Annotated in this window: 19 protein-coding genes; 12 read left to right on the top strand and 7 right to left on the bottom strand. The window is 41.3% G+C overall.

The genetic code is table 11. The annotated features are described in order from the left end of the window. The first annotated feature begins 38 nt into the window (after window positions 1-38). The 7 genes from RIB15_RS01565 to RIB15_RS01535 all read left to right on the top strand — a co-directional run bounded on the left by RIB15_RS01565 (window position 39) and on the right by RIB15_RS01535 (window position 10,478). A complete protein-coding gene (locus tag RIB15_RS01565; RefSeq protein WP_350200385.1) occupies window positions 39-1,502 on the top strand; it encodes a GAF domain-containing protein in 1,464 nt (487 codons plus the stop codon). Continuing rightward, entirely contained in the window at window positions 1,499-2,674 is a 1,176-nt protein-coding gene (locus RIB15_RS01560) for a phosphopentomutase (protein ID WP_502881331.1), read from the top strand. Before RIB15_RS01565 ends, RIB15_RS01560 begins: the two co-directional genes overlap by 4 nt. Before the next feature lie 180 nt (window positions 2,675-2,854). Continuing rightward, on the top strand, window positions 2,855-3,709 hold the full coding sequence (locus tag RIB15_RS01555) for a sigma-70 family RNA polymerase sigma factor (protein WP_020402403.1): 855 nt from the start codon (window positions 2,855-2,857) through the stop codon (window positions 3,707-3,709). A gap of 120 nt (window positions 3,710-3,829) precedes the next feature. After that, a complete protein-coding gene (locus tag RIB15_RS01550) occupies window positions 3,830-6,706 on the top strand; it encodes a sensor histidine kinase (RefSeq protein ID WP_350200383.1) in 2,877 nt (958 codons plus the stop codon). 16 nt (window positions 6,707-6,722) lie between these two features. Beyond that, a complete protein-coding gene (locus RIB15_RS01545; RefSeq protein ID WP_350200382.1) occupies window positions 6,723-7,355 on the top strand; it encodes a response regulator in 633 nt (210 codons plus the stop codon). A 90-nt stretch (window positions 7,356-7,445) separates the two neighbouring features. Then, window positions 7,446-8,900, top strand: coding sequence for a hypothetical protein (locus RIB15_RS01540; RefSeq protein ID WP_350200381.1), 1,455 nt, complete (start codon window positions 7,446-7,448; stop codon window positions 8,898-8,900). Window positions 8,901-8,942: 42 nt separating this feature from the next. Continuing rightward, entirely contained in the window at window positions 8,943-10,478 is a 1,536-nt protein-coding gene (locus tag RIB15_RS01535) for a hypothetical protein (RefSeq protein WP_350200380.1), read from the top strand. 76 nt (window positions 10,479-10,554) lie between these two features. Here RIB15_RS01535 and corA read toward each other — a convergent pair whose 3' ends face one another. The 4 genes from corA to RIB15_RS01515 all read right to left on the bottom strand — a co-directional run bounded on the left by corA (window position 10,555) and on the right by RIB15_RS01515 (window position 15,812). Next, complete coding sequence (corA, locus tag RIB15_RS01530; RefSeq protein WP_350200379.1) at window positions 10,555-11,652, bottom strand: magnesium/cobalt transporter CorA; 1,098 nt, start codon at window positions 11,650-11,652, stop codon at window positions 10,555-10,557. A gap of 121 nt (window positions 11,653-11,773) precedes the next feature. Continuing rightward, entirely contained in the window at window positions 11,774-12,451 is a 678-nt protein-coding gene (locus RIB15_RS01525) for a YiaD family glycine zipper/OmpA-like lipoprotein (RefSeq protein ID WP_350200378.1), read from the bottom strand. Between the two features lie 91 nt (window positions 12,452-12,542). Beyond that, the gene (locus RIB15_RS01520; RefSeq protein ID WP_350200377.1) at window positions 12,543-15,095 is read right to left on the bottom strand and encodes an ABC transporter permease; all 2,553 of its coding nucleotides are present in this window, start codon (window positions 15,093-15,095) and stop codon (window positions 12,543-12,545) included. A 3-nt stretch (window positions 15,096-15,098) separates the two neighbouring features. Further along, the gene (locus RIB15_RS01515) at window positions 15,099-15,812 is read right to left on the bottom strand and encodes an ABC transporter ATP-binding protein (RefSeq protein ID WP_350200376.1); all 714 of its coding nucleotides are present in this window, start codon (window positions 15,810-15,812) and stop codon (window positions 15,099-15,101) included. 100 nt (window positions 15,813-15,912) lie between these two features. On the opposite strand from RIB15_RS01515, the gene RIB15_RS01510 reads away from it, so the two are divergent. Then, the gene (locus tag RIB15_RS01510) at window positions 15,913-16,536 is read left to right on the top strand and encodes an arylesterase (RefSeq protein WP_350200375.1); all 624 of its coding nucleotides are present in this window, start codon (window positions 15,913-15,915) and stop codon (window positions 16,534-16,536) included. A gap of 79 nt (window positions 16,537-16,615) precedes the next feature. Beyond that, window positions 16,616-17,512 carry a PIG-L family deacetylase gene (locus RIB15_RS01505; protein ID WP_350200374.1) on the top strand — a complete coding sequence of 299 codons (897 nt, stop codon included), beginning with the start codon at window positions 16,616-16,618 and terminating at the stop codon, window positions 17,510-17,512. Between the two features lie 80 nt (window positions 17,513-17,592). Here RIB15_RS01505 and RIB15_RS01500 read toward each other — a convergent pair whose 3' ends face one another. From RIB15_RS01500 to RIB15_RS01490, 3 genes are all read right to left on the bottom strand, one after another. After that, a complete protein-coding gene (locus RIB15_RS01500) occupies window positions 17,593-18,342 on the bottom strand; it encodes an SIMPL domain-containing protein (protein ID WP_350200373.1) in 750 nt (249 codons plus the stop codon). 213 nt (window positions 18,343-18,555) lie between these two features. Further along, window positions 18,556-18,915, bottom strand: coding sequence for a hypothetical protein (locus RIB15_RS01495; RefSeq protein WP_350200372.1), 360 nt, complete (start codon window positions 18,913-18,915; stop codon window positions 18,556-18,558). Continuing rightward, the gene (locus RIB15_RS01490) at window positions 18,912-19,625 is read right to left on the bottom strand and encodes an SGNH/GDSL hydrolase family protein (RefSeq protein ID WP_350200371.1); all 714 of its coding nucleotides are present in this window, start codon (window positions 19,623-19,625) and stop codon (window positions 18,912-18,914) included. Before RIB15_RS01490 ends, RIB15_RS01495 begins: the two co-directional genes overlap by 4 nt. Window positions 19,626-19,854: 229 nt before the next feature. On the opposite strand from RIB15_RS01490, the gene RIB15_RS01485 reads away from it, so the two are divergent. The 3 genes from RIB15_RS01485 to dnaJ all read left to right on the top strand — a co-directional run bounded on the left by RIB15_RS01485 (window position 19,855) and on the right by dnaJ (window position 24,750). Further along, a complete protein-coding gene (locus RIB15_RS01485; protein ID WP_350200370.1) occupies window positions 19,855-22,788 on the top strand; it encodes a TonB-dependent receptor in 2,934 nt (977 codons plus the stop codon). A gap of 192 nt (window positions 22,789-22,980) precedes the next feature. Beyond that, the gene (locus RIB15_RS01480; RefSeq protein WP_350200369.1) at window positions 22,981-23,562 is read left to right on the top strand and encodes a nucleotide exchange factor GrpE; all 582 of its coding nucleotides are present in this window, start codon (window positions 22,981-22,983) and stop codon (window positions 23,560-23,562) included. 3 nt (window positions 23,563-23,565) lie between these two features. Then, a complete protein-coding gene (dnaJ, locus tag RIB15_RS01475) occupies window positions 23,566-24,750 on the top strand; it encodes a molecular chaperone DnaJ (protein WP_350200368.1) in 1,185 nt (394 codons plus the stop codon). Window positions 24,751-24,804 lie beyond the last annotated feature (54 nt).

The following is a 24,804-nucleotide window of genomic DNA, read 5'->3' as shown; positions in this document are numbered from 1 at the left end:
ACACTCCAATAGCTTAATACACTTTTAAAATATCAAGAATGTCTTTAGACCGACAAGAAAAAGCCTTACGGGAATACAAGCAGATCCTTCAGGATTTAGTGCATTTACTTCGAACTTCAACAAAAGTACAACTCTCTTATTTGTGCTGGGTGAACCGGGCTCGTAAACAATTTGTGTGGGAAACCAACAGTACCGGGCTTCCCAATGTAATGTTTCAGGATCGGGTAGCATTTGAAAACCATTTCCTGAATAAGTTTAAGGATACCGACGAGATTATTCAGTTAGTGGTGGGAGAGGATATCGAGAAAGCCAAACTGATTCATTATTTCGATTTTGTGCAGGCTAAACACATTTTGATTGTTCCTTTTATAAATAAAGGAGAAACAGTTGCGCTTACCGTGCTTGAAAGTGAGCAAGAACTGGATCAGGAAGCTATTCAGGACCGCATTATGGCATATAATAATGCCTTGGTGAATGTGCTTGATACTTACCTCGAAGTAGTCGACTTGCATGAACATCAACAGGAGTGGGAAGATTACGAGGAATCTCTGAATAAGCTGGATTATAGAGGTCACCGTGTAGAAATTTTTGCAAAAATGATGGAAGAGATGCAGAAAAACCTCTCTAATGGAGGGGCTGTGCTTTTGGCTCCCGGTATGGAATCATGGAATGTGATTCTAAGAACTCAAAACTCCAAGAATCCCCCAAAACTGGGACTTCAGCTGGAAGAAAAAAGCGTAGCCTACGAAGCACTTGAAAAAGGGGAGCCTATTTTCACGATGCATTTCAATAATAACCCAAGACGTATTACTTCGTCTGAAAAAAGAACCGAAGGAGCTACTTACGCCATCCCTGTAATGATCCATGACCGCAGACAAGGTGTTGTGGTTTGTTATGATAACGATCCACTTACGTTTAAGGAATCGACAAAGCATAAACTCTCAAATTTAGTTCGGGTTGCTGCTTTGAGCGTGCAGTCTTCAGTCAAGAAGTCAGGGATGGTTCAGGAAATTTTAACCCAGAATTTTGGTGCTTTTACTCCTGAGTTATGGGAGATTGCTCTTAATAATGAGTTGGAAAAACTGAAAAAAGGCACATCAGAAAATACTTGGTTGGGGCTGGTGGCTCCGGATGATGTATCCGCACTCCGAACAAAATTCAGGCTGGAAGATCTGCAAAAAATTCAAACCGATTTTGTATCCGTTTTAAATCCATCCCGATATGGAATTCCTGGATTTGTAGGTTACAACTCTGATTATGTATACGCGATTTTGATTCAAAGTGATGATGAGGAAGCCGTTTCTTTCTGGATGGAAAAGATGAAATCAAAGCTGGAAGCAGGCATGAATCTTTCTATTGGAGGGACCATGCGCCCTCAGTTCAAGGTTGGATATACCAAGCTTACCGAACAATCAGCAAACGCTTATCAGGTTATGGAAAAAGCGAAGAAAGCATTGTCAAAAGTCATGAATGACAAGGAAGCAGAGTTGGTGGAAGCATAATGGGAAATGCCTATATCATTGTTGTAGATGGACTCGGAGTGGGGGCGCAGGAAGATGCCGGTCAATACGGTGATGCTGAGATGAATACACTGGGTCATGTGTCAGAAAAAACAGGGGTTAAGCTACCTAATCTTCAAAAAATGGGCATTGGAAATATCATTCCTCTGGCTTCGGTTCCTGAAAATAAAAGCCCGCTTGCAGCCTTTGGAAAGCTAAGAGAAGTTTCTGCCGGTAAAGATTCAACCACAGGTCATTGGGAGATAGCTGGTATTCAGCTTGAAAACCCTTTTCCAACTTATCCGAATGGATTTCCACAAACTGTTATCGACGACTTTTGCAAGGGAATTGGAGTAGAGAAAGCACTTTGCAATAAACCCTATTCAGGGACAGATGTCATTCGGGATTATGGCGAAGAGCACCTTAAAACCGGTCACCCTATTGTTTATACTTCAGCCGACAGCGTATTCCAGGTTGCTTGCCATGAAGATGTTGTGCCGGTAAAGAAATTGTATGAATGGTGTGATTTTGCGCGCAATGAAGTTTGCATCGGGGAGCACGAAGTAGGGCGGGTCATTGCCCGCCCATTCACCGGAAAGCCTGGGAATTTTGAACGAATTTCAGATAAACGCCATGATTACTCATCCGTTCCACCAGAGAATAACCTGGTACAAAAATTGTATGATTCTGGCATAAAAACTTATTCGATTGGCAAAGTCGCTGATTTATTTGCCGGAAAAGGATTTACCCAATACCGTCCGACTAAAAGCAATGCGGAGGGTATTTCCCAGCTATTGAGCTTGATGTCGGCTCAAATGGATAACTGCTTTGTGTTTGTGAATTTGATTGATACCGATCAGCTTTTCGGCCATCGTTTAGATCCCGAAGGATATGCTGGAAGTCTGGAAGAATTTGACCGCGCCATTCCTGCCATCGTTTCAAAAATAAGAGAAGGAGATTTGCTCATTATTACCGGTGATCATGGAAATGATCCATGTTCAGATAGTACCGACCATTCCCGGGAATTTGTGCCGTTGCTTGTTTTTCCAAAAGGGAGAGCAAAGAAGGAAAACCTCGGAACCGGAGCTGCTTTCTCCAATATTGCCTGCAGTGTAGCGGAGTTTTTTAGGGTTGAGAATGACTTCCCGGGCAAATCGTTTCTATCTAATAATTAGAGGTTGATAATCCTGTTGCTCAAATTTAATATTCAGCAAGAATTTCGTATATTAGTCAATTGTAAAATTCATTAAGTCGCAGACGCAATATTTAAGCTTTTCACGCGTGATTACACAAAGCTTATTCATAATATCATCTGCGCATTAGCGTACGCAAACATTCATTAAACGGTATTTACAGTGGCAAAAAGTTCTGGAATCTCTACCCGTGAGTCAGAGTCATTAGATCGGTATCTGCACGAAATTGGAAAAGAGAAACTTATTACCCCGGATGACGAAGTCCGGCTAGCCAAAGAAATTCAAAAAGGAAGTCAGAGAGCACTCGAAGATCTTACCAAAGCTAACCTTCGATTTGTGGTTTCTGTTGCTAAACAATATCAGAACCAGGGGCTTTCTCTGGGTGATTTGATTAACGAAGGAAACCTCGGTTTGATCAAAGCAGCAAAACGTTTTGATGAGACCCGTGGATTCAAGTTCATTTCATATGCTGTTTGGTGGATTCGTCAGTCTATTTTACAGGCACTGGCTGAGCAATCACGTATTGTTCGCCTTCCATTAAACCGTGTTGGGGCTCTCAACAAAATTGGTAAAGAGCTCTCTAAATTAGAGCAGGAATATGAGCGTGTTCCCTCAGCCCATGAGCTTGCTGAAAGCCTTGAGATGAGCGTTGGGGAAGTAGCTGATACTTTGAAAATTTCCGGTCGTCACTTATCGATGGATGCACCATTTGCACAGGGCGAAGACAACCGCCTGTTAGACGTTCTGGAAAATGAAGAGATTCCAAATCCCGATTTTGATTTGATGGGAGAATCTCTGAAAGTGGAAATTGAACGCGCACTATCAAAACTTACAACCCGTGAAGCTGAAGTTATTCGTCTATATTTTGGAATAGGCCGGGAACATTCACTTACGCTGGAAGAAATTGGAGAAAGATTTGACCTTACTCGTGAGCGAGTACGACAGATTAAAGAAAAAGCACTCCGTAAGCTACGACATCATAACCGAAGTGCTGCCTTGAGAGCCTATCTCGGATAATATTCGGGTAGTTTTATTCGTGAGATATAAGTCCCATACATTATTAATGTGTGGGACTTTTTTTATATCAGAGGATTTCTGTCCTACTAATCTCCACTTGTTTGCGTTACATTTAAAGTGATGAAAAGATTACTTCTCATATTTTATATAAGCATTGGCTTAACCCAATTTCTGGAAGCGCAACGCTACCCATTCCGAACTTTTTCTATAGAAGAAGGACTAAGCGAATCGGTAGTCTACGATTTAACTCAGGATGACGAGGGCTACATATGGCTTGCAACCGGATATGGGCTAAACCGTTTTGACGGTATTCGGTTTCAAAATTATTTCGAAGAGCATGGACTCAATAGCAGTCGTATTCGATCTTTGTTCAAGGATAGTGGGGGCAAGATTTGGATTGGTTCTGAAGCTGGCGTAAATTTTTGGGAGGCCGATAGTATCCATTCAGTTCCCGTACTCTCTTCTCTGCAAAATATGACGGTCATAAGCATTTATGAAGACAATCTGGGTGATTTTTGGTTTGGAACAGATGGAAATGGTGTTTGGCAATATTCAGAGGGAGAGTTACTAACCCAGTATTCTACTTCTAATGGTTTGGTAGACAATCGTGTCCGTGCGATAGCAGAGCGAGGTAATGGGGAACTTTGGTTTGCGACCCGAGAGGGTGTCACTATTTTGAGAGATGGTAATTTTGTTAATATTACTGAAGAAGAAGGATTGCCAAATCAGCGCATACGTGACCTTAAAGTAGATGGAGATAATAATGTTTGGATTGGTACACGAGGGGGACTTATAAAGTATGATGGAGATAACTTTACACTTTTAGAAACCAAAGATGGCTTAGTAAATAATCTCGTTCAAACATTGACGATTACCGATGATGGAGATGTTTGGGTTGGGACTGAGGAAGGAGCTAGTTACTACGATGGAAATCAATTTCAGAACTATACAGTAGAGTCGGGACTCTCAACTGAAATGATATACTCATCTTTGTTGGATCTGGAAGGGAATATTTGGTTTGGTTCATATGGTGGAGGTGTAAACTTATTTTTGGGAAATTATTTCGCCAACTACGATATAGAACAGGGCTTGCCTAATAAACTAGTTACATCTTTCTCAGAAGATGGATATGGAAGGTTTTGGATAGCGACCTATGGAGGAGGAATTACAGCTCTTGCAAATGGTACTTTCAATGATTACGAAGTTAATAGTAAGCTGCCTGATAATCAGGTATACACGCTCTTTACAGATTCTAGAGGCAGAATGTGGATAGGAATGGGTGAAGGGTTGGCGTATATAGAAGGTACGCGTGTTAAGGTTTTCAGTGACCAGGAATTTCCTTACCCAAAGGTTCGGAATATTATGGAAGCATCTGATGGAACATATTGGATCAGTACTTATGATGATGGCATTATTAGATTCCAGGATGGTACATTCAACCAAATTACAACAGAAGATGGTTTGGCAAGCAACCGCGTCCTGATTTCCATTGAAGGAGATGATGGTTCAATTTGGATTGCCACTTATGGTGGCATTACTCGCTTTAAAGAAGGGGAGTTTCAAAGTTTTGCTATACAGGAAGGCCTGCCTAATAATGCAGTAATGAACCTTCTTAAAGATGATAATGGCAGAATATGGGCTTCTACTTTTGGTGGTATTGCATGGTTTGATGGATTAAAATTTCAGAGCATTACTCAGGATGAAGGCCTTCCCGACAGGGTTTGTTACTTTATACACCAGAATGAGAATGGGTTGTATTGGATTGGCACAACCAACGGAGTGGTCAGGTTTGATGCGGATATATATTTTGGTGAAGGACAAGATGATCAAAGACAAGCATTTAAAGTTCTTAATAAAGAACAAGGCCTTATTGCTGATGAGTTAAATCTGGGTGCAGTTTACGAGGATGAAGAAGGGTACTTATGGTTTGGTACAGTGGAAGGACTCAGCCGGTTCAATCCAAGAACTTATAAAGGAAATCAGGTGCCGCCCAAGGTACATATTGTTGGGGTGAATGTATCCGGTAGAGAGTATCAGCCTGATGAACGTTTCTTGCTATCTCATGAAGAAAACAATATTGAATTTCAGTATTCGGGCATCAATTTTACTGCTCCCAACCAAATTTTATACGAATATAAATTAAATGGGATTGATGCAGGTTGGCAACAAACTTCTGCTCGTTCAGTAAAATATCCGTCTTTGCCTCCGGGAGAATATACGTTTCAGGTACATGCCAGAAATATAAACGGCGCATGGAGTCCTGATATCGAGAAAGTTAAATTTACAATTGCGGCTCCCTTTTGGATGCAATGGTGGTTCTGGATACTTGTTCTCGCAATTGTAGTCGGAATCATATTTCTTTTTTATAACTACTACCGGGCGCGTAAAATGGTAGATATAGAAAGAATGAGAGTTCGCATTGCCAGTGACCTTCATGATGATGTTGGAGCTAGTTTGACAGAGATTGCCCTTCAGTCTGATTTTTTGCAAGCAGGAGATGCTGACACCGAGTTTAAAAAGTCGCTTGAACAAATAGGAAAGCAATGCCGGAAAATTGTATCTAGTCTGGATGATATAGTTTGGTCGATAGATGCCCGAAATGACACCCTTGGAGACTTAACAGACCGTATGCAGGATTACATACTTCATACACTCGAGTCGAAAAATATGGAAGTGAATTATGATTTCGATAATCTCAAAATGGATAATAAACTTCCTGTTTCTGTTAAAGAAAATGTGTATTTAATTTTTAAAGAGGCTGTTAATAATATCGCCAAGTATTCAAATGGAGACCGTGTGAATATTGAGATGGAAAACAGGAACGGCTATTTTGAATTTATTATAGCCGATAACGGAACTTCAGGAAAAGGAACCAAGAAAACAGGACATGGCTTGCGTAACATGGATATGCGAGCGAAAAGAATTGGCGCAGATATTACTATTAACACGGAGGATGGGTTCTCAATTAAAGTTGAGGGAAAATTAAATACTAACTAAGGACTAGAGTAGAATCATGGCTGTTGTAGGAATTGTGGAAGACAACAAGAAAATCAGGGATTTAATACAGCGCTATCTGGATATGCAAAAGGAAATGCAGTGTCCGGTAGCGGTAGACTCTGTCGAGGAAATGCTGGAGTACCTTGAAGAGCACCAAAAGCCGGACGTAATGCTGATGGACATTCAGCTTCCCGGAATGTCTGGGATAAAAGGGATGGAGATTATTAAGTCGAAATACCCGGAAATAGAAATTATTATGCTTACAGTTTATCACGATTCACATAAAATATTTGATTCTTTGAAGGCCGGTGCTTCTGGTTATTTACTTAAGCACACTTCACTTCCAGATATCAAGGAATCAATAGAGAACTTATTGAAGGGTGGTGCTCCAATGTCGCCACAGATAGCCCGAAAGGTGATTTCTCATTTTAATGAAGAAGCCCCAAAGAAAAATGAAGACAGTATGCTCACTAACCGGGAGCAGGATATAGTGAATGGTTTGGTAGATGGACTCAGCTATAAAATGATCGCAGATCGTTTTGATATATCTATAGACACAGTTCGCGCACATATCCGGAATATTTATAAAAAACTCCATGTTAACTCAAAGGCAGAAGTGATTGCCAAATCGCTGCGCGGTGAAATCTAGCCTTTAACATTATCATGTGATAAAATTTTAGAAAAAAATGTTCCATATTAGATATGTAAATTAAAATGAAGTCTTGAAAAGGTGTCCATCATGAAATTTCAAAAAGCAACAAACCGGTTTTTTCTATTCCTTTTGCCTTTCCTGTTTACAGGTTGCTACACTCAATTTCAGACGTTTGATAAATTCCCAATAGAGGGTGATCGATACGCTGATTACTACTCCTGGGATGGATTTGAGGAAGGAAAATCAACGGATATCGATAATAGTGGTACTTCATATTATATAAATGAGGAAGAGGAATACCTTGATGAAGAATTAGCACTCGAAGAAGATGGCATTTACTACATCGACTACGAAACCGAGCAATGGTATAAAGATCATTTTGCAACGGGTGTTAATTATTCCAATCCGGAGAAAATGTATTGGATTGGCTATGGAGATGGATATCATGATGCAACAGATGACCTTAGACCTGATTATTGGGATAGTGCTTGGTTTTATAATAATTGGTATAGCTCTAATATTATCCATAGAAACCAATTCCGTACATGGTATCGTTTTAATTATGGAAGTTATTCCTATTTCAATGTATGGTTAGCTTATAACGATTATCCTTATTCATTTAATGGTTTTCGTTCTTCACGATATTCAAGACTTGGTTATCCAATGTATGGATATGCAGGGTTTGGTTTCGGGCACAGCTTTTACAGATATCCAGGCTATCACCCTTATTACGGCATGTGGGATTGGTATGGATACCCTTCTTACTATGGAAGTACTATCATCGTGTATAATAATTACCACAAGTCAAAAAAATATAGTCGTAATGCTGATATATATCGTAAAGGACCCCGTGGATCTGGGTTAAGTAATTCGGGTGATTATAGGACAAGATCAGGAAGAGGTTTAACTAATAATACCAGAGGAAATGGACTTACAAGGTCAAGAGGCATCAATTCAGGCGTCCGTGTAAGAAGTTCTGGCTCATCAACCAACCGGGGTACATCAGTGGGGCGCAGCAGCGGAACTCGCACAAGAGGTTCTTCAGTTGGTAAAAGTCGTTCTGGTTCCAGTAACAATAATGGCCGAAGCAGAGGAAGCGGGTCTTCCGTAGGTAAAGATCGGGGTAGTAAGAGCAATGGAAGCAGTGGGACCAAATCAAGATCCAGAGGTAATAATGATTCCGCACTAAGCAGCACCTCAGTTAGAACCATCGATATTTCTGACTACAATGGCAGGTCATACACTATTCCCGCTCGTAAAGTTCGTACTAGTGGGTTAAATAGATCTTCTTCATCAAGATCAGCATTTCGAGACTTTTTTAGCCGCTCCATTTTCAATACAACGTCTTCTGATTTTAATTTACGCAGCCGAATTAATACCAGTAGCTCCAGAAGTACGAACAGAGGCAGTTTCTCTAACAGTTCATCAAGGAAAAGTTCAGGAGCAAAAGTTACAAGAAGTTCATCTTCCAGTCGATCTTCAGGTACCCGAAGTCGTGGTTCATCAAGTAGTTCAAAGAAAAAAAGCCGGGGCGGAAACTAAGTCACCAGTTTTAATCAACCCAAAATTATTATTAAATAATCTATGAAGAGGATTCAATTCTTTCTCTTATTACCCTTGCTATTGATTTCATCCAAAATAAATGCGCAGGATGGAAATACACAGGTGTCATATTCAAATTTAGCCTTACAGTTTAGTGCTCAGGATTTTAATGGTGATGCGGCCACAGGTTTTTTTCCATCAGTCGCTTCCCAAAATGGTTATGGAAGTTTTGCAGATAATCCCGCAAGTATAGCTTTAGTTAAGGATGGATATGTAAGCTTTAGCCTGTTCAATAATAGCTTAGAATATGAAAATACTTATCTCGGAAATACGATAACTACAGAGGATGAAAATACCAGGCTCGGGAATCTGGGTTTTATATATAAAATTCCAACCGAACAGGGTAGTTTTGTGATGGGTGCTGGTTACAATAAGCTAAATAACCAAAGAGGTTTATACCGGGTTGGTGGGCGAAATTCAGAAAGTACGATTACAGATGAATTTCGGGAACCATCCAGTGACTATTACGACATTGCTTTTGATACCTACGCGACAGATTGGGGTGATGTTGATTCGACTTACCTGGAATCGATATTCAGAATCGGTTTTGAGGATTATCCCGGCATAACTCAGGATGCTGAAATTACACATACCACAAACATAGGAGAGTACTCATTCTTTTTTGGCACTGAGTTTCAAAAAGACCTTTTTGTGGGTATCTCTGCAGGGCTAACTTCCGGGAATTATACCTATCGGCGAGATTTTTTAGAGCTCGATGATCAGAATGACTACAATTATAATTTTATCCCATCAGATGTTTCGGAGGAAGGGACTGACATCAACAGCATTTTAACCCATGATGAAATTGATGCAGAGATAGTTGGCTTTACACTAAGATCTGGGATCATTTATAAGGTCAATCCAAAAGTGAATGTTGGGGTTAGCTATTTATTACCATCTACATTGGTAGTCAGAGAAAGCTATTACTCCTCAATAAGAACAGAATTGGATGATGGCTCTACCCCTTTTCAGGCAGATTTTGCCAGTGGCCAGGATTATGAATACCGAATTGAAAAACCCGGAGAGCTGAAAGCGGGTATTGCCCTGAACAACATTGGAAAGTTTAATTTTTCAGTGTCAGGTGAAATGATTGATTACTCTAATTTAAAGCTAGACTTAATTTCAGGTAATGACCTGGATTTTGACGAGGAAGTTTCACTGAGAGATAATGAAGAAGCTCTTGAAAACTTTATGGAGTCTTCCTACCAAAGAGTTCTCAATCTTAAAGCCGGTCTGAGTTTTGCCATTAATGATGGTGTTGACTTGAAAGCCGGTTACGGATATCTGCCTGCCAAGAGTAAGGTGTATGAAGCAGATAGAAATGTAATTTCTGCTGGTTTTTCTGCTAAAGTAACTGAAAGTATTGTTATTGATGTAAGTGGGCAATATTCATTTTGGAACGACCGTTCAACTCTGTACAACTATTTTGACTACTCCGACAATGTTGCCCGATCAGAAGTCATAGATCATGAAGTGAATACGTTAAAAATATTGGCTGGAGTTAGACTGCTGTTTTAAGAAGATTTGAATCCCCAATAAAACCTCCGTAGTTAGTTAGAAAAAGGTCTCGTGATTGAGGCCTTTTTTTATGTTATCACAACCAGTCTTTTTTTCTAAAATAAAAGACCATTCCTATGGTTGCTGCAATCATGAGACCCCATACCGTTGGATAAGCCCACTTCCATCCAAGTTCAGGCATATATTCAAAGTTCATTCCATAGATTCCGGCAATGAATGTCAGCGGAATGAATATAGTAGCGATGATTGTCAGTACTTTCATTACCTCATTCATTTTATTACTGACTTGTGACATATACATGTCAAGCATACCCATCACCATATCCCGATAGTTTTCAATACCATCTATGATTTGAACAAGGTGATCATAAACATCCCTGAAGAAGATTTTATTTTCCTCGTGAACAAGATGTGATTCTTCTCTAAGCAGTGAATTCAGACTATCCCGCATAGGCCAAACAGATCTTCTGAAGTAAATGAGTTTACGACGCAAGGCATGGATTTTCTCTGGGATAGATTCGTCTGATTTTTGCAGAATTTCATTTTCGAGCTCTTCGATTTCATCTCCGATCTTTTCCATTACCTTCAGATAATGATCTACTATAGTGTCAATCAGGGCATAGGCTAGATAATCGGGGCCATGCTTGCGAAGGCGCGGAGCTGCATTTCTGAGACGATGTAATACCGGTTCATAGATGGGGTAATCGTCCTCCTGGAATGAAAGCACAGAATTCGGAGATAACACAATACTCACTTGTTCAACTTTTAACCCCCCTGTCTCATCTTCGATACTCATCATTCGCAGGACAAAGAACATATGGTCTGAATATTCTTCAATTTTTGGCCGTTGGTGAGTATTTAGTATGTCTTCCTGAATAAGAGGGTGTAGGTTAAAATAGTCCCAGATATCTTTCAGTTTCTCAATATCATGAAGACCACATACATTAATCCAGGTTTTTGACGGAGAATCCAGATAAGGCTTGCTGTCATCAATTTCTGAAAGATCATGTTCTGACAGGTGTTCAACATCATAATCATAAAGGTTCATTAAAACGTTATCCAGCCGCTTTTCACCAGTAAAATGGAGAGTTCCGGGAGCCTGACCTGGCTTTTTTGAACTCTGCTTATGTCTTAAAAAAGAGGGGATGGGAAGTCTTTTCTTTATTTTTTTCATCTGTAAACTAAAATTTTAAAAGGCCCTTTTAGAATCGTGATAGTTTTTGACAAAAGAAATAAAAAAGTCCTGCAGTTTCATAACCACAGGACTATAATAATAACTGATAAGTATTTTGATATCAGCCACCTATTTTCCCATTCTCAGCTGCTTCTTTTAGCTCTTCATTGGCCCATATTGCTATTTCAACCCGTCGGTTCTGTTGGCGGCCTTCAGGAGTGTCGTTTGTAGCTACAGGCTGGTTTTCACCGTATCCAACAATGGTCATTCTTTCAGGGTCGACTTCTATAAAAGCCATGAATTCAGCTACAGATCTTGCTCTTTGCTCGGAAAGATCCTGGTTATAGCTTTCAGAGCCGCGGCTATCGGTATGGCCTCCAAACATGATGTTGGTGTCTTCATATTTTCTAAGAACTCTGGCTAAATCTTCAAGGTCTCTTTTGGAAGGATCTTTTATTACATAGGATTCGGTATCAAATAGGATACCAGAATCGAAAGTTATTTTAATTCCTTCTCCAACACGTTCTACTTCTGCATTCTGAAGTTCTTCTTCCAGTTCTTCAGCCTGCTTATCCATATAGTTACCAATGGCGGCTCCTGTTGCACCACCAACCGCAGCTCCAATTATTGCTCCGGTAGTTGTGTTACCAGCAGCTTCTCCAATTATAGCACCGGCCAATGCTCCTGCACTTGCTCCGATGGTAGTTCCTTTAGCCGTTTTGCTCCAGTTTTTACAGGAGGCAAAGGGAAGTAAAAGAAGAATAATTACTACTAAGGATTTAAAACGTAATGATCTCATGATAGATGATTTAGTTGTCATTCTATCACTTAAAAAGAGATCATGGGAAGGATGTTCCAGATTCTAAGATTTCAAGAACAAAAGGTTGATCTTAGGCTGCCTCAGCTCTTAAAACCTCAAGAGGTGGCTTATTGTGGACTCCGCGCGTATTCAATAATCCGATTAGAAGCACCAGGGCAGTAAGAATCAGAATCTCAACACCAATGATGAAGAAGTTGGGTACAAATTCAATTTCAAAATAGAAATACCCAATTAACGTACTTGCTCCAAGCGAAAGAATAAGGCCGGTAATTGAAGCCATCACTCCGAGAAGTACGTATTCAATGACCTGTATTTTAATGACCTGTTTCTTTGCTGCTCCTAACGTGCGAAGTAAAACAGCCTCCCATATTCGCTGAAAACGACTGGTAGATGCTGAGCCGGCAAGAACTATCAGACCCGTTATGATGCTGAACAATCCAATAAACTGAATCACAAAAGTTACTTTGTCTATGAAATTACGAACTGTTTCAAGGACCTGCCCAATGTCTATGGCAGAAACATTTGGATAACTTTGCACAAGATCCTGCTGAAGAGAGAGGGAAGCCTCCCGGCTGGTGGTATTTACAGTAGTTGCAAAGAACTGGGGAGCTGACTCTAAGACTCCTGAAGGAAATACAACGAAGAAATTAGGTTGAGGCTGATCCCATTTTACGGTTCTGGTGCTCGCCACATAGGTTTGAATAGGAATACCCTGTACGTTCCAGGTTAAGGTGTCACCGATATCGATGGCGAGATTATCTCTTTGATCCTCTTCAATGGAAATTGGAAATGGCTCTTCCATATTTTCCACATTTCCAATCCATTCACCCTTCACCAATGTTTCAGAGGGGAGTAAAGAATCTCTGTAAGTTGAACGGTATTCCCTGTTCAAAGCCCAGCCACTTGCATTTCTTGTAGTATCCTCGTCCCATTCTGCATTGGTATATCCATTTACTCCCTGAATGCGCATGGTGACTATGGGTACATTTTGAAGCAACTCATGGCCGCTGGATCTGATAATCTCATTAACCCCTTCATTCTGATCATATTGAATATCATATAACGCAAGATTTGGAAGATCTTGTTGGCCTCCAAAATTAATTTGATCAAGCAGCATATCCTGGGTTAGATATAATGAACTAATCATTGTTACGCCCAAACCAAAAGTAAGCAACAGGGTTGTTGTTTGGTTATTTGGACGATAAAGGTTGGCAAGTCCCTGGCGTAGTTCGTAGCTGAATCCAGCTCGTAGAAACTTGCGGGAGGCTTTCATAATCAGCTTGGCAAATCCCGTTAATAATAACAGGCAAACGGCAAGACCAAGTGTGAAAAACAGAGCGGGTAAGAGCTCGCCTAGCATCAGCCATGCGTAAGCAGTGATGAAAACAGCCAGAATCACGCCCAGAATAATTTTAGTAGAACTTTGAAGAAGTCCGGATAGATTGACTTCTACAGAACGCAACGAAAACAAGGGCGATATTTTCTTCACTGCAAGCAGAGGGAAAAGGGCGAACAAAATGGAGATAATCACACCCGTTCCCACTCCAATAAAAATAGAAACCCATGATACATATAATTCAATATTTACAGGAAGAAAGTCTTGCACTAATACGGGCAGATATAGCTGTACAATCGAGCCTAGAATGGCCCCAAGTACAGAACCAATGAAACCCATTGCCGTGGCCTGAATGAGATAAATTGATAGCGCCTGATTAGAGGACACACCTACACAACGAAGCACAGCCACCGTGTTAATTTTTTGACGGATGTAAACAAATATTGAGCTGGCAACTCCAATTCCTCCCAATAAAAGAGCAATAAAGCCAATTAAATTCAGAAAATTAGACAGGTATAGGATGGCCTCTCCAACTTCTTCCTCACGCTCTTGAACGGTATCATAACCAAAACGCAGGTTTTGTTCGTCCCTGAGCTGATCAAGCCGGTCATCTACATAGGCCATATCGGTACCTTCCGGGAACTTATGATAGGAGATATACTCAAGCCGGCTACCCCTTTGAAGTAACCCGGTTTCTTCTACCCCTTGTTTAGGAATAAAAATACGAGGGCCGAAGAAAGAAGCCGCTACAGGCTGACCGGGAATCTCAATAATAGCTCCCTCGATTTTGTAGGTAACCTGACCGATTTTTACGGAATCTCCCGGTTCAATTCCGAATAATCTCATTATAGGTTCATCCACCAAAGCGGACTGATTTTCCTGGTAAACATCTGCTGCTGAAGCAGGTTCGGTGACTAAGTCTCCGTAGTAGGGAAAGTTCCCTTCAAAAGCCGTGATTTGAGAAAGACGTGTGTTTCCGGTTTTTGGGAAGAAAGCCATAGAATTGAAACCCAAACCAGTTGTAACTTCACCGCCGAGGGAGTCAAGCACCTCTTGTAGTTCGGGCTGAAAAGGCGCGTTTCGTTCCACTTCAAGATCAGCGCCTAGTAACTCCTTCGCCTGATTTTCAATACTTGTATTCAGGTTATCTCTGAAAGAAGTAATGGCTACCTGGGCAGCAACACCTACAATGATAGCCGCCATGAAAAGGAAAAGCTTAGATCGGTTGGAACGGGAATCCCTCCACGCCATTTTGAAAGTCCACCACATAGAATTTTTCTTACTCATGGACTATTTGGCTACGGCTTCAGGTTGTTGCTCAGCAAAACTATCTTCGTAAACCTGACCATTTCTAAGTTTGATAATGCGGTCACATTTTTTGGCTAGTTCCAGGTCATGAGTAACTAAAACCAGGGTTGTACCTTGCTGTTCATTTAAATCAAAAATCAGCTTTTCAATGTACTCTCCGGTTTCGGTATCCAGGTTGCCGGTGGGTTCATCCGCAAATAGGATTTTTGGCTGATTAATGAATGCACGGGCAATGGCTACACGCTGCTGTTCTCCACCCGAAAGCTGTGTAGGGTAGTGATGGGTTCGATCGCCAAGTCCAACGCTTGTAAGTAACTCTATGGCCCGCTCACGAACTTCCTGTGTTGCTTCTCCACGCAATTCCAGCGGAACCATTACGTTCTCAACAGCGGTTAGGGTAGGAACAAGCTGAAAGGTTTGGAATACAAATCCCACATGCAGATTTCGGACCTGAGCGCGTTCGTCTTCGTTGAGGGGATTTAAAGGAATCCCGTTTAGGGAAACACTTCCTGAGCTGGGACGGTCTAATCCGGCGCATAAACCCAACAAGGTTGTTTTTCCAGAACCGGAAGGCCCGACTATAGCGCAGGAAATACCTTCCTCAATGGAAAAGTTAATATCGTCTACGACGGTTAATATTTTTGAGCCGCTTTCAAACTTGCGGTATAACTGATGAACTTCGAGTATATTTGACACGTTTCTTATTTTTGGTGATACCGAAACTAACAAGGGAATTGCCTTCTAACATTCCGTAAAATCTTGAGAAAAGTACGAGATATAATTCAAATTGTTGTCTATGATTAAGAAATTGATAATTGCGATAGCCTTTTTAACAAGTTTTTCATTTTTGGTATCAGCCCAGAATAGCGAAACAAAAACCATTCTTTTTTTCGGGGATAGTATTACCGCTGGCCTTGGCGTTCAGCAGGAACAGGCTTTTCCGGCATTGATACAAGAGAAAATAGATTCACTTGGCCTGAACTATGAAGTGATTAATGGTGGCTTGAGCGGAGAAACTTCAGCCGGAGGTGTGCGCCGCATCGACTGGATTCTACGCAGACACATCGACATTATGGTGCTGGAGTTGGGAGGAAATGATGGATTGAGAGGAATTGACTTAAGTTCAACAAAGGAAAACCTTCAAACCATCATCGATAAATACCAAAGGAAAAACCCGAATGGACAGATCATTTTAGCTGGAATGCAAGTTCCTCCAAACCTCGGGCAGGAGTATACCTCAGAATTTCAGACTATTTATCCGGAACTGGCTGAGGAAAACGATCTGCCTCTCATTCCCTTAATCATGGATAAGCTGGGAGGGAGTGAAGAACTGATTCAGGGAGATGGCATTCATCCCACCCCAAAAGGACATGGAATTATTGCGGAAACGGTTTGGGATGTGTTGAAGGAATATTTGTAAAGATTTCATTTAAAAAGCCTCTGATTTAGAGGGTTTCAGTTTCTATTTTGATAAAGTTTATTGAAACAAAACTTCATTTATGAAAAAGCTACTTTTTACAATCTGTACATTCCTGATCTTATTTTTCAATATAAATGCCCAGGATACCCTCCTCAATTATCAACCCAAAGTCCTGTTAGTAACCGCCCATCCTGATGACGATGCGCTCTTCTCAGCCACTATTTTTAAGACTACCAGGTTACTAAATGGAGTTGTTGATTTGGCACTTCTAACCAATGGCGAAGGAGGTTATACATACTCAACCCTTGGAAATTATATTTATGGAAAGGAATTGGATAAGGAGGAAGTGGGACGGGCGTGGCTTCCCGGAATCAGGAAGAAGGAGCTAATGGCCGGGGGAAATATTGTTGGAATCCGGAATTACTTCTTTCTGGACCAGCCGGATTTTGAGTATACCGAAGATGTGAGTATTCCCCTGGAAAAATGGAATACGGATTGGGCGCGGACAAAGCTTGCCAACATCATGCAGCAGGGGGGCTATGATTTTCTGTTTCTAATGCTTCCTTATGAAACCACGCATGGACATCATAAAGCTTCAGCTGTAATTGCTCTTCAAGCCCTGAAAACCTTACCGGAATCAGATCGACCTATTGCATTGGAAGCCTTTATACGAAGGGGAGAAGAAGATCCCGGTGTTTCCTTTACTCAGCTGGAGGGACATCCGGAAACCAAAGTAATGCCGGGACAGGTATTTGAGTTTAACCGAAACCAAACCTTTGGTGTGAATGACCGGATGAATTATAACATTATCGGAAACTGGGTGATTGCTGAACACAAATCACAGGGAACTATGCAGCTGCTTATGCAAAGTGAGAAAGGGGTAATCGAGCAGTACTGGTATGTAGAAATGAACGGACAAGAGGGGCTGACTAAAGCTGCTGAATATTTTGAAGCTGTTAATGCCGTTGAGCCGTGAATTCTTAGTCATCCTGAACTTGATTCAGGATCTGAGCACGTAGAGATCCCGGGTCAAGCCCGGGATGACAATTTTCTTACTTATTCAATATTAAAAGAGATGTTTATGTTGGCAGTTACGGAAACTGTTTGGCTAAAATCCATCATAGAGGCATCGCTTCTCATGGCCTCCATAGACATAAGACTGGACTTTTGAGGTATTCCGATTTGATGGTCGGAGTAATTGATGGTTTGAACTTTGCCCAATGTAACCCCGGAAGTTTTAGCAATGAGCTCAGCTTTTTTCTTTGCTGACTCGATGGCACTTATCAAAGCCTGTTCCTTGCCTTTAGAAATTTCGGTAGAAGAAAATTGCCCGTTAAAAGAATCAAAGCCATTTTCAATTAACGCGACTTGAATCTTCTCATAAATAGAAAAGTCGCTAAAAGTAAGGCTTACAGATTGATTAGTTCGTGTAACCTTAGAATCATCCTGGTTGCGATAGTTTGCACTTACCTTATTCATACGAATAGGTTCATAATCAATATCTTCTTCCTCGATCTTATTCTGCTTTAATAGTTTAGCTAAAAGAGATTCCCTTTCTTTATGAACTCGATACGCTTCCTGGGGAGTTTCGGCCTCCGCGTTAATATTCACATTAAAGATAATCAGGTCGGCCGGCAATAGTTCAGATGAACTCATATTTATGGTAATGGTTCGCTCGTCCGGGTTATTTTGGGCGGAAGCTTTTTCGCCAAAGCCCAGAAACATCATGGAAACAACAAGGGTGATTTTTGAGAGTTTTTTACCAGCTGATACCATATTCGGCTTTGATTTTTTGAATGTCTGCATACGATTTTCCTCGGTCTAATTTAAAAATTCGGCTACCTGTAATGTCATACTCCTCTAAAGAATATCCGCTTCTGTACCAACCTTCCAACAACTCCAAATATTGTTCTTTACTCTTTTTGTTCCCCAATTTTATTGTGAATTCATTCTCATGACCTTCATTAGAAACAGAAAAATGTAAGATAGCTTTAGGGGTGAACCAGTTGAGTTTCTGGACTACATAAACTTTGATCTCGGATTCTTTGGTGACAGGAATAGGAACATCTGGAAATTTTTCTTTTTTTTTGTGGGATATAGCCTGATTTCATCCTTTGATATTGCCGCTTTCCCTGCGCTGCTTCTGAACAGCACTCCCATAAATGCGAATCCATAACCTACTACCATACCTGCAGCAAGAAGCATCTGCTGCCATCCTGCCAATTCAATATCAAGTAAGCTGAAGAGATGAAAACTCAGATAACTAAGTACAGCGACTGCCATCCAAAGTCTGAATTCGATGGTTTCGGTGAATGTGATCCGATCGGTTAAAGGATCTTTGGAAGCTGAAAGGTGGGTGAGGTTAAATTCGGCTTTCATGGTTCTATAATTTGAGTTACTGTTGGTAACATCTCCTCAATCCACATGCTGTACATTTTTGCGGATGGATGGAGCTCGTCGGAAGCTAACAATGAAAGGTCATTAGCTGCCATTTCTGATATTGGGGTAATATTTATAAATAAAATATCAAATTCATTACTGATTTCTTCAGCTATGTTATTGTATTCTTTAATTTTTCTGCGAATGGTTTCAGGGTCTTTAGACTGGGCAAAAGGGGTTACACCATAATTGGGAATAGAGATAACAAATACATTCTCACTTTTCCCACCGGCAAATTCAACAGCCTGCTCCAGTAATTCACGGAATTCCGCTCGATATAGCTCAATATCCAGCCATTGATATTGATTATTTACTCCTATTAATAAAGAAACGAGGTCAAAATCAGACGGTGGTTTGTTCTCAGCAATCCCATTTTTAAGATCGGTTGTAGTCCAGCCATTTGTGGCGATAATCTGAGTGGTATCAACTTGAAAGCCAAGTGTTGAAAGAGAATCAGCCAACTGGTTGGGATAATTATTTGTCTGATCAATACCGGTGCCAATGGTATACGAGTCGCCAAGGGCCAGGTAAGAAACCGGTTCTGCAGAATCAGAGGCGTTCTTTTTAACCTTTGACTCACAATTAGATAAAAGAAAAGCAAGAAATAATATCTGCAGAAATTTAAAAATTGATTTTACTGAAACATTCATGAATACTGTCCTTAAAGGGTGTAGGTAAAGTTCTGCTAAGGATAAGAGAAGCAAAGCAATGATGCATAAATAAAAAGTAGTGGAAGCGCTTGCATTTATCCCAAAAACAGACTTTTATTTGGTGTTATATAAAAGTTCGGCCAAAATACGAGTTTCCATGAATATGGACTTATTTTACAGACGGTATAAATAGTTGGCCTCTCTAACCATAATCAAAAGGATCAATACAATGAGCAACATGATTCAACGAGTATTTACCTTGTGTATGATACTTATCTTTTGCGTGTGTAGCACAGTTACGTACGCATCGAACATAGAAGATGAAACAGTAATATCGGGAATAGTCACTGATGTAAATGGTGAGCCATTAGCCGGGGTTAACATCAGGGTTGACGGTAAAGTAATCGGGACTTCTACGCGTCCTGACGGCACCTTTAGTTTAACCGCGCAGCAAGATCCTCCATTAACGCTTATTGTATCTATTGTTGGATTTACATCTCAGCGAGTAGAAATAACCGAAGCCGTTGTTGAAGATCTTGAAATTGTTCTGGAAGAACAAACCATTTCGGGTGGCGACCTTGTTGTTTCGGCTTCCAGGGTTGAGGAAAGTATTTTAGAAGCACCGGTTACGATCGAGCGCCAGGATGCAATTCAGATCAGAACAGCTGCTTCCGATGATTATTACAAAGCGCTTAGCACCCTTAAAGGTGTTGATATGACTACCAGCAGTATCAACTTTCAGATTGTGAACGCAAGGGGATTTAATTCTACCGGTAACACACGAATGGTGCAGTTAACCGATGGAATGGACACCCAGGCGCCGGCGCTTAACTTCCCCATCGGGAATTTGAATGGCCCTTCTCAGTTAGATGTAGAGAGCATGGAATTTATCCCGGGTGCTTCTTCCGCACTATACGGGCCAAATGCTTTTAACGGTATTCTGTTGGTGAACAGCAAGGACCCATTTAACTATCCCGGCTTAAGCGTTATGGTTAAATCAGGGGTAAATCATCTTGACAGCCGTCCAACATTAGGTGAACCGGAAGATGCACAGCCGCTTTTTGAAACGGCGATTCGTTATGCCAAATCATTTAATAACAAATTCGCTTTTAAAGTGAATTTCTCTTACTCGAAGGCTGAAGACTGGAGAGGTATTAATTATTCCGACAAAAATTCATCCCTGAATAACGGTTTTGCGAACAACCCAGCCTATGACGGAGTTCATACCTACGGAGATGATGGTACCTTCAATATTGCATTATTGGGCCTGCCCGGACCTACCCGAACACAAATCGCACAAAACGTTTCGGCCCAAACAGGTGTACCGGAAAACGAAGTTGAACAATATTTAGCGGCGTTGCCAGCCCAGCCGGTTGCCAGGACAGGATATCGGGAAGAATATCTCGTTGACAGTGGAGCTGAAAACCTGAAGCTCGGAACATCTTTACACTACCGTTTGAATGATGCTGTTGAAGCCAGCTATACCTTTAATTACGGTTACGGAACTTCGGTTTACAGTGGAGCTCAACGTTACAGCCTGAAGAACTTTAATATCTCCCAGCACAAGATTCAGCTTGAAGGCGATAACTTCATGGTGAAGGCTTACGGAACTTTTGAAAATTCCGGAGATTCTTACATCGCTGATTTTGTTGGATTTTCTATTAATGATCAGTATCTGAATACCTCACAATGGTATGGAGCCTATGGCGGTACGTTTGCCGGCGGGCTTATTCAAGCGGCAGCCCAAGCTCAGGGAGGCGACCCTTCGTACAACCAAGCTACGGTTAACGCTATCCTGAGTAACACGGCAGTAGTGAGTCAATTCCATGCAGCAGCCCGGGCAGCAGCCGATGCAAACCGTTTTGCACCTGGTTCTGATGCTTTTAACAACGCTAAGAATACAGCTCTTCAAAATGTAGTACCTAATGGTGCTCTTTTCGATGATCAGTCCCGCTTCCTACACACTGAAGGACAGTACAACTTCAAAAATGAAATAGATTTTATGGATCTTCAGGCTGGTGTGAGCTTCAGACAGTATCAACTGCGCTCTAATGGAACCATCTTTGATGATGACGGTGGCGTAGAGATTAACGAGTTTGGTGGGTTTGTTCAGGGTTCTAAATCCTTTATGGAGGATCGGATTAAACTGATCGGTTCTCTGCGTTATGATAAGAATGAGAACTTCGATGGGCAGTTTAACCCACGTATTTCAACGGTGATTAACACCTTTGATAATCAAAACCTGCGGGCTTCATACCAAACCGGTTTCCGCAACCCGACTACACAGGGGCAATACATCGACTTGAATGTACTTACGGCCCGATTATTAGGTGGTCTGCCTTTCCTCACGGATAAGTATAACATTACTCAGAGTGCCTTCACTTTGGAAAGTGTTCAGGACTTCACCACGCAAGTATTAGCAGGAAATCCTGCTGCAGCGGGAGAACTGGTACCTTACAATAACTTTGAGCCCGTTAAGCCAGAGCAAATCCAGACGTTTGAGATTGGATATAAAGGTCTGTTAGGAGATAAATTATTCTTCGACATGGCTTATTACTACAATATCTATAACGATTTTATTGCTCAGTTCCGCGTACGTCAGATCAACCAGGATCAGAACAGTGATGGAGTTATACAGGATAGTGAAATTCTGCCATTGACTGCACAAACGGCGCCACTGCTATTGTCCGGTTCAGCACTTAACACCTTCCAGGTGTATACCAATGTTGACAACGAGGTAGAATCGCAAGGTGCTGTAGTTGGGTTCGACTATAGCTTGCCAAGCAACTTTAAGGTAAGTGCAAACTACAACTGGAATAAACTGATTACCGATCAGAATGAAGGCTTTATCTTCGACTATAACACTCCGGAGCATAAAGTTAATGTTGGTTTAAGCAACAGAAGTCTGACCGAAAGTCTGGGTTTCAACGTGACCTGGAGATGGCAGGATGAGTTCAGATGGGTTTCTTCTTTTGCAGATGGAACCGTTCCTGCGGTATCCACAATCGATGCCCAGGTATCGTATAAGCTGAACAGCCTTAACTCGATTGTTAAAGTTGGAGGAAGCAACATCACCAACAACCGACATATTCTGAACTACGGCGGACCAAGTTTGGGTGCCATCTATTATGTCTCATTGACATTTGATGAATTCCTGAACTAAACGACTGCTAACAGAACTTTGAAGCCCCCGCTCATATACATGAGCGGGGGCTTTTTTATGCCAGTTTCTTAATGAGATGTCAGAATGAAGTAACTTTGTCACTTTAAAAGAGTGGAGAGATTCATGGCATACTATTTGCTCTAAACAGCATAAATAAAGCAAATTTTAAGCAATAACACTTACGAAAGGTAGATGAGCAAAGAAAAAATTTCAGAAGAGGATATCTCGACTCAGGAAGAGATTACTGAAAACGTGCAAGAAAAAGAAGAAGCTACAGCAACCGAATCTGAGGAGCAAAAATCAGCTAAGGATGAACAAGAAGCCAGAATAGAAGAGCTGGAAAAAGAGCTGGCTAACACTAAAGATGGTTTGCTTCGAAAGGCAGCTGAGTTAGAAAACGTCCGTAAACGAGTTCAGCGCGAACGTGTACAGCTATTTGAAGAGGTTAAAGCCGGCGCTCTTGAAGATTTTATGCCCATAAGTGATGATTTGCTTCGCACACTTAAAGCAGCGGAAGAATCTGAGATTGAGGATAGTTTTCTCGAAGGAGTGAAAATGGTTGCTGACAAATTTGAGAAAGTGCTGGAAAAGCACGGCGTCGAGCGAATAAATGAAACAGGCGTTCCTTTCGATGTAAATATTCACGATGCCATGATGAAGCAACCGGCTCCTGATGAGGAAACCGGAAGTGATGTAGTGCTTCAAGTTCTGGACAGTGGCTACAAAATCGGCAATCGAACAATTCGTCATGCTAAAGTAATTGTAAGCGAGTAAAATATGTCTACCCAAAGAGATTATTACGAAATACTTGGAGTTGATAAAGGTGCTTCGGAGGCCGATATAAAGAAAGCCTACCGGAAAATGGCTATGAAGTACCATCCCGATCGCAATAAGGGGGATAAAGAAGCAGAGAAAAAATTTAAGGAAGCATCTGAAGCATACGAAGTGCTCAAAGATTCTGACAAGCGAGCCAGATATGATCAGTTTGGCCATCAGGGAGTAAATGGCCAGGGCGGATTTGGAGGCGGAGCCGACTTTGATAATATGGGCTTCGAAGACATTTTCAGCCGCTTTGGGGATATCTTTGGAAGCGGATTCTTTGGTGAAGAAGCCTTTGGAGGCGGGGGAGGCCGACGAGGCCGATCACGTGGAAGAAAAGAACCTGGGCAGCCAGGTTCAGATATGAAAATCCGAATGCCTCTTACCCTTGAAGAGATTGCATTTGGAGCAGAAAAAAAGCTCAAAATCAAAAAGCAGATTAAATGCGATGAGTGTAATGGTACCGGGGCCGAGACTAATTCAGATTTTGAAACCTGTGGCACCTGTAATGGAATGGGTGAAGTTCGCCAGGTAACCCGAACTATGCTCGGTCAAATGGTGAATGTTCAGGCATGTCCAAACTGTAATGGTGAAGGCCGGATTATCAAGAATAAATGTAAGAAATGCAGTGGTGAAGGCCGTGTGAAAGGCGAAGAAACCATTAAGGTTAACATCCCATCCGGTGTATCTAATGGCAATTACATTACTCTAAGGGGGCAAGGTAATGCTGGCCGACGAGGTGGTTCTGCCGGTGCTTTAATCGTTTTGATTGAAGAAAAAGAACACGAGCACTTTGACCGTGACGGTAATAATATCTATTACAATCTAACCCTGAGTATTCCTGATGCTGTGCTTGGAACAGAGGTGGAAGTTCCGACGCTTAAAGGTAAAGCAAAACTAAAAATTGATCCCGGAACTCAGCCAGGTAAAATGCTCCGAATGCGTGGCCGGGGAATTAAGGGCTTGAACAATTCTGGTGATGGAGATCAGTACGTTAGACTGAACGTATATATGCCAGAAGAACTAGACGACAAGCAGAAAGAGGCGATGAAATCGTTTAAAGGGTCCGAAAATTTTGATCCGTCCAACCTGGATGGAAGTGAGAAGAATTTCTTCTCAAAAATGAAAGACATGTTTGGATAAGGTCTATATGATTATTGTAGAGACACAAAACCTCGTGTCTCTACAATTTTTTAT

Origin of the sequence: Gracilimonas sp. (assembly GCF_040218225.1) — a bacterium.
GTDB lineage: Bacteria > Bacteroidota > Rhodothermia > Balneolales > Balneolaceae > Gracilimonas.
Note: the sequence above shows the minus strand (reverse complement) of the source record. Positions and strands in the feature narration are given on the sequence as shown.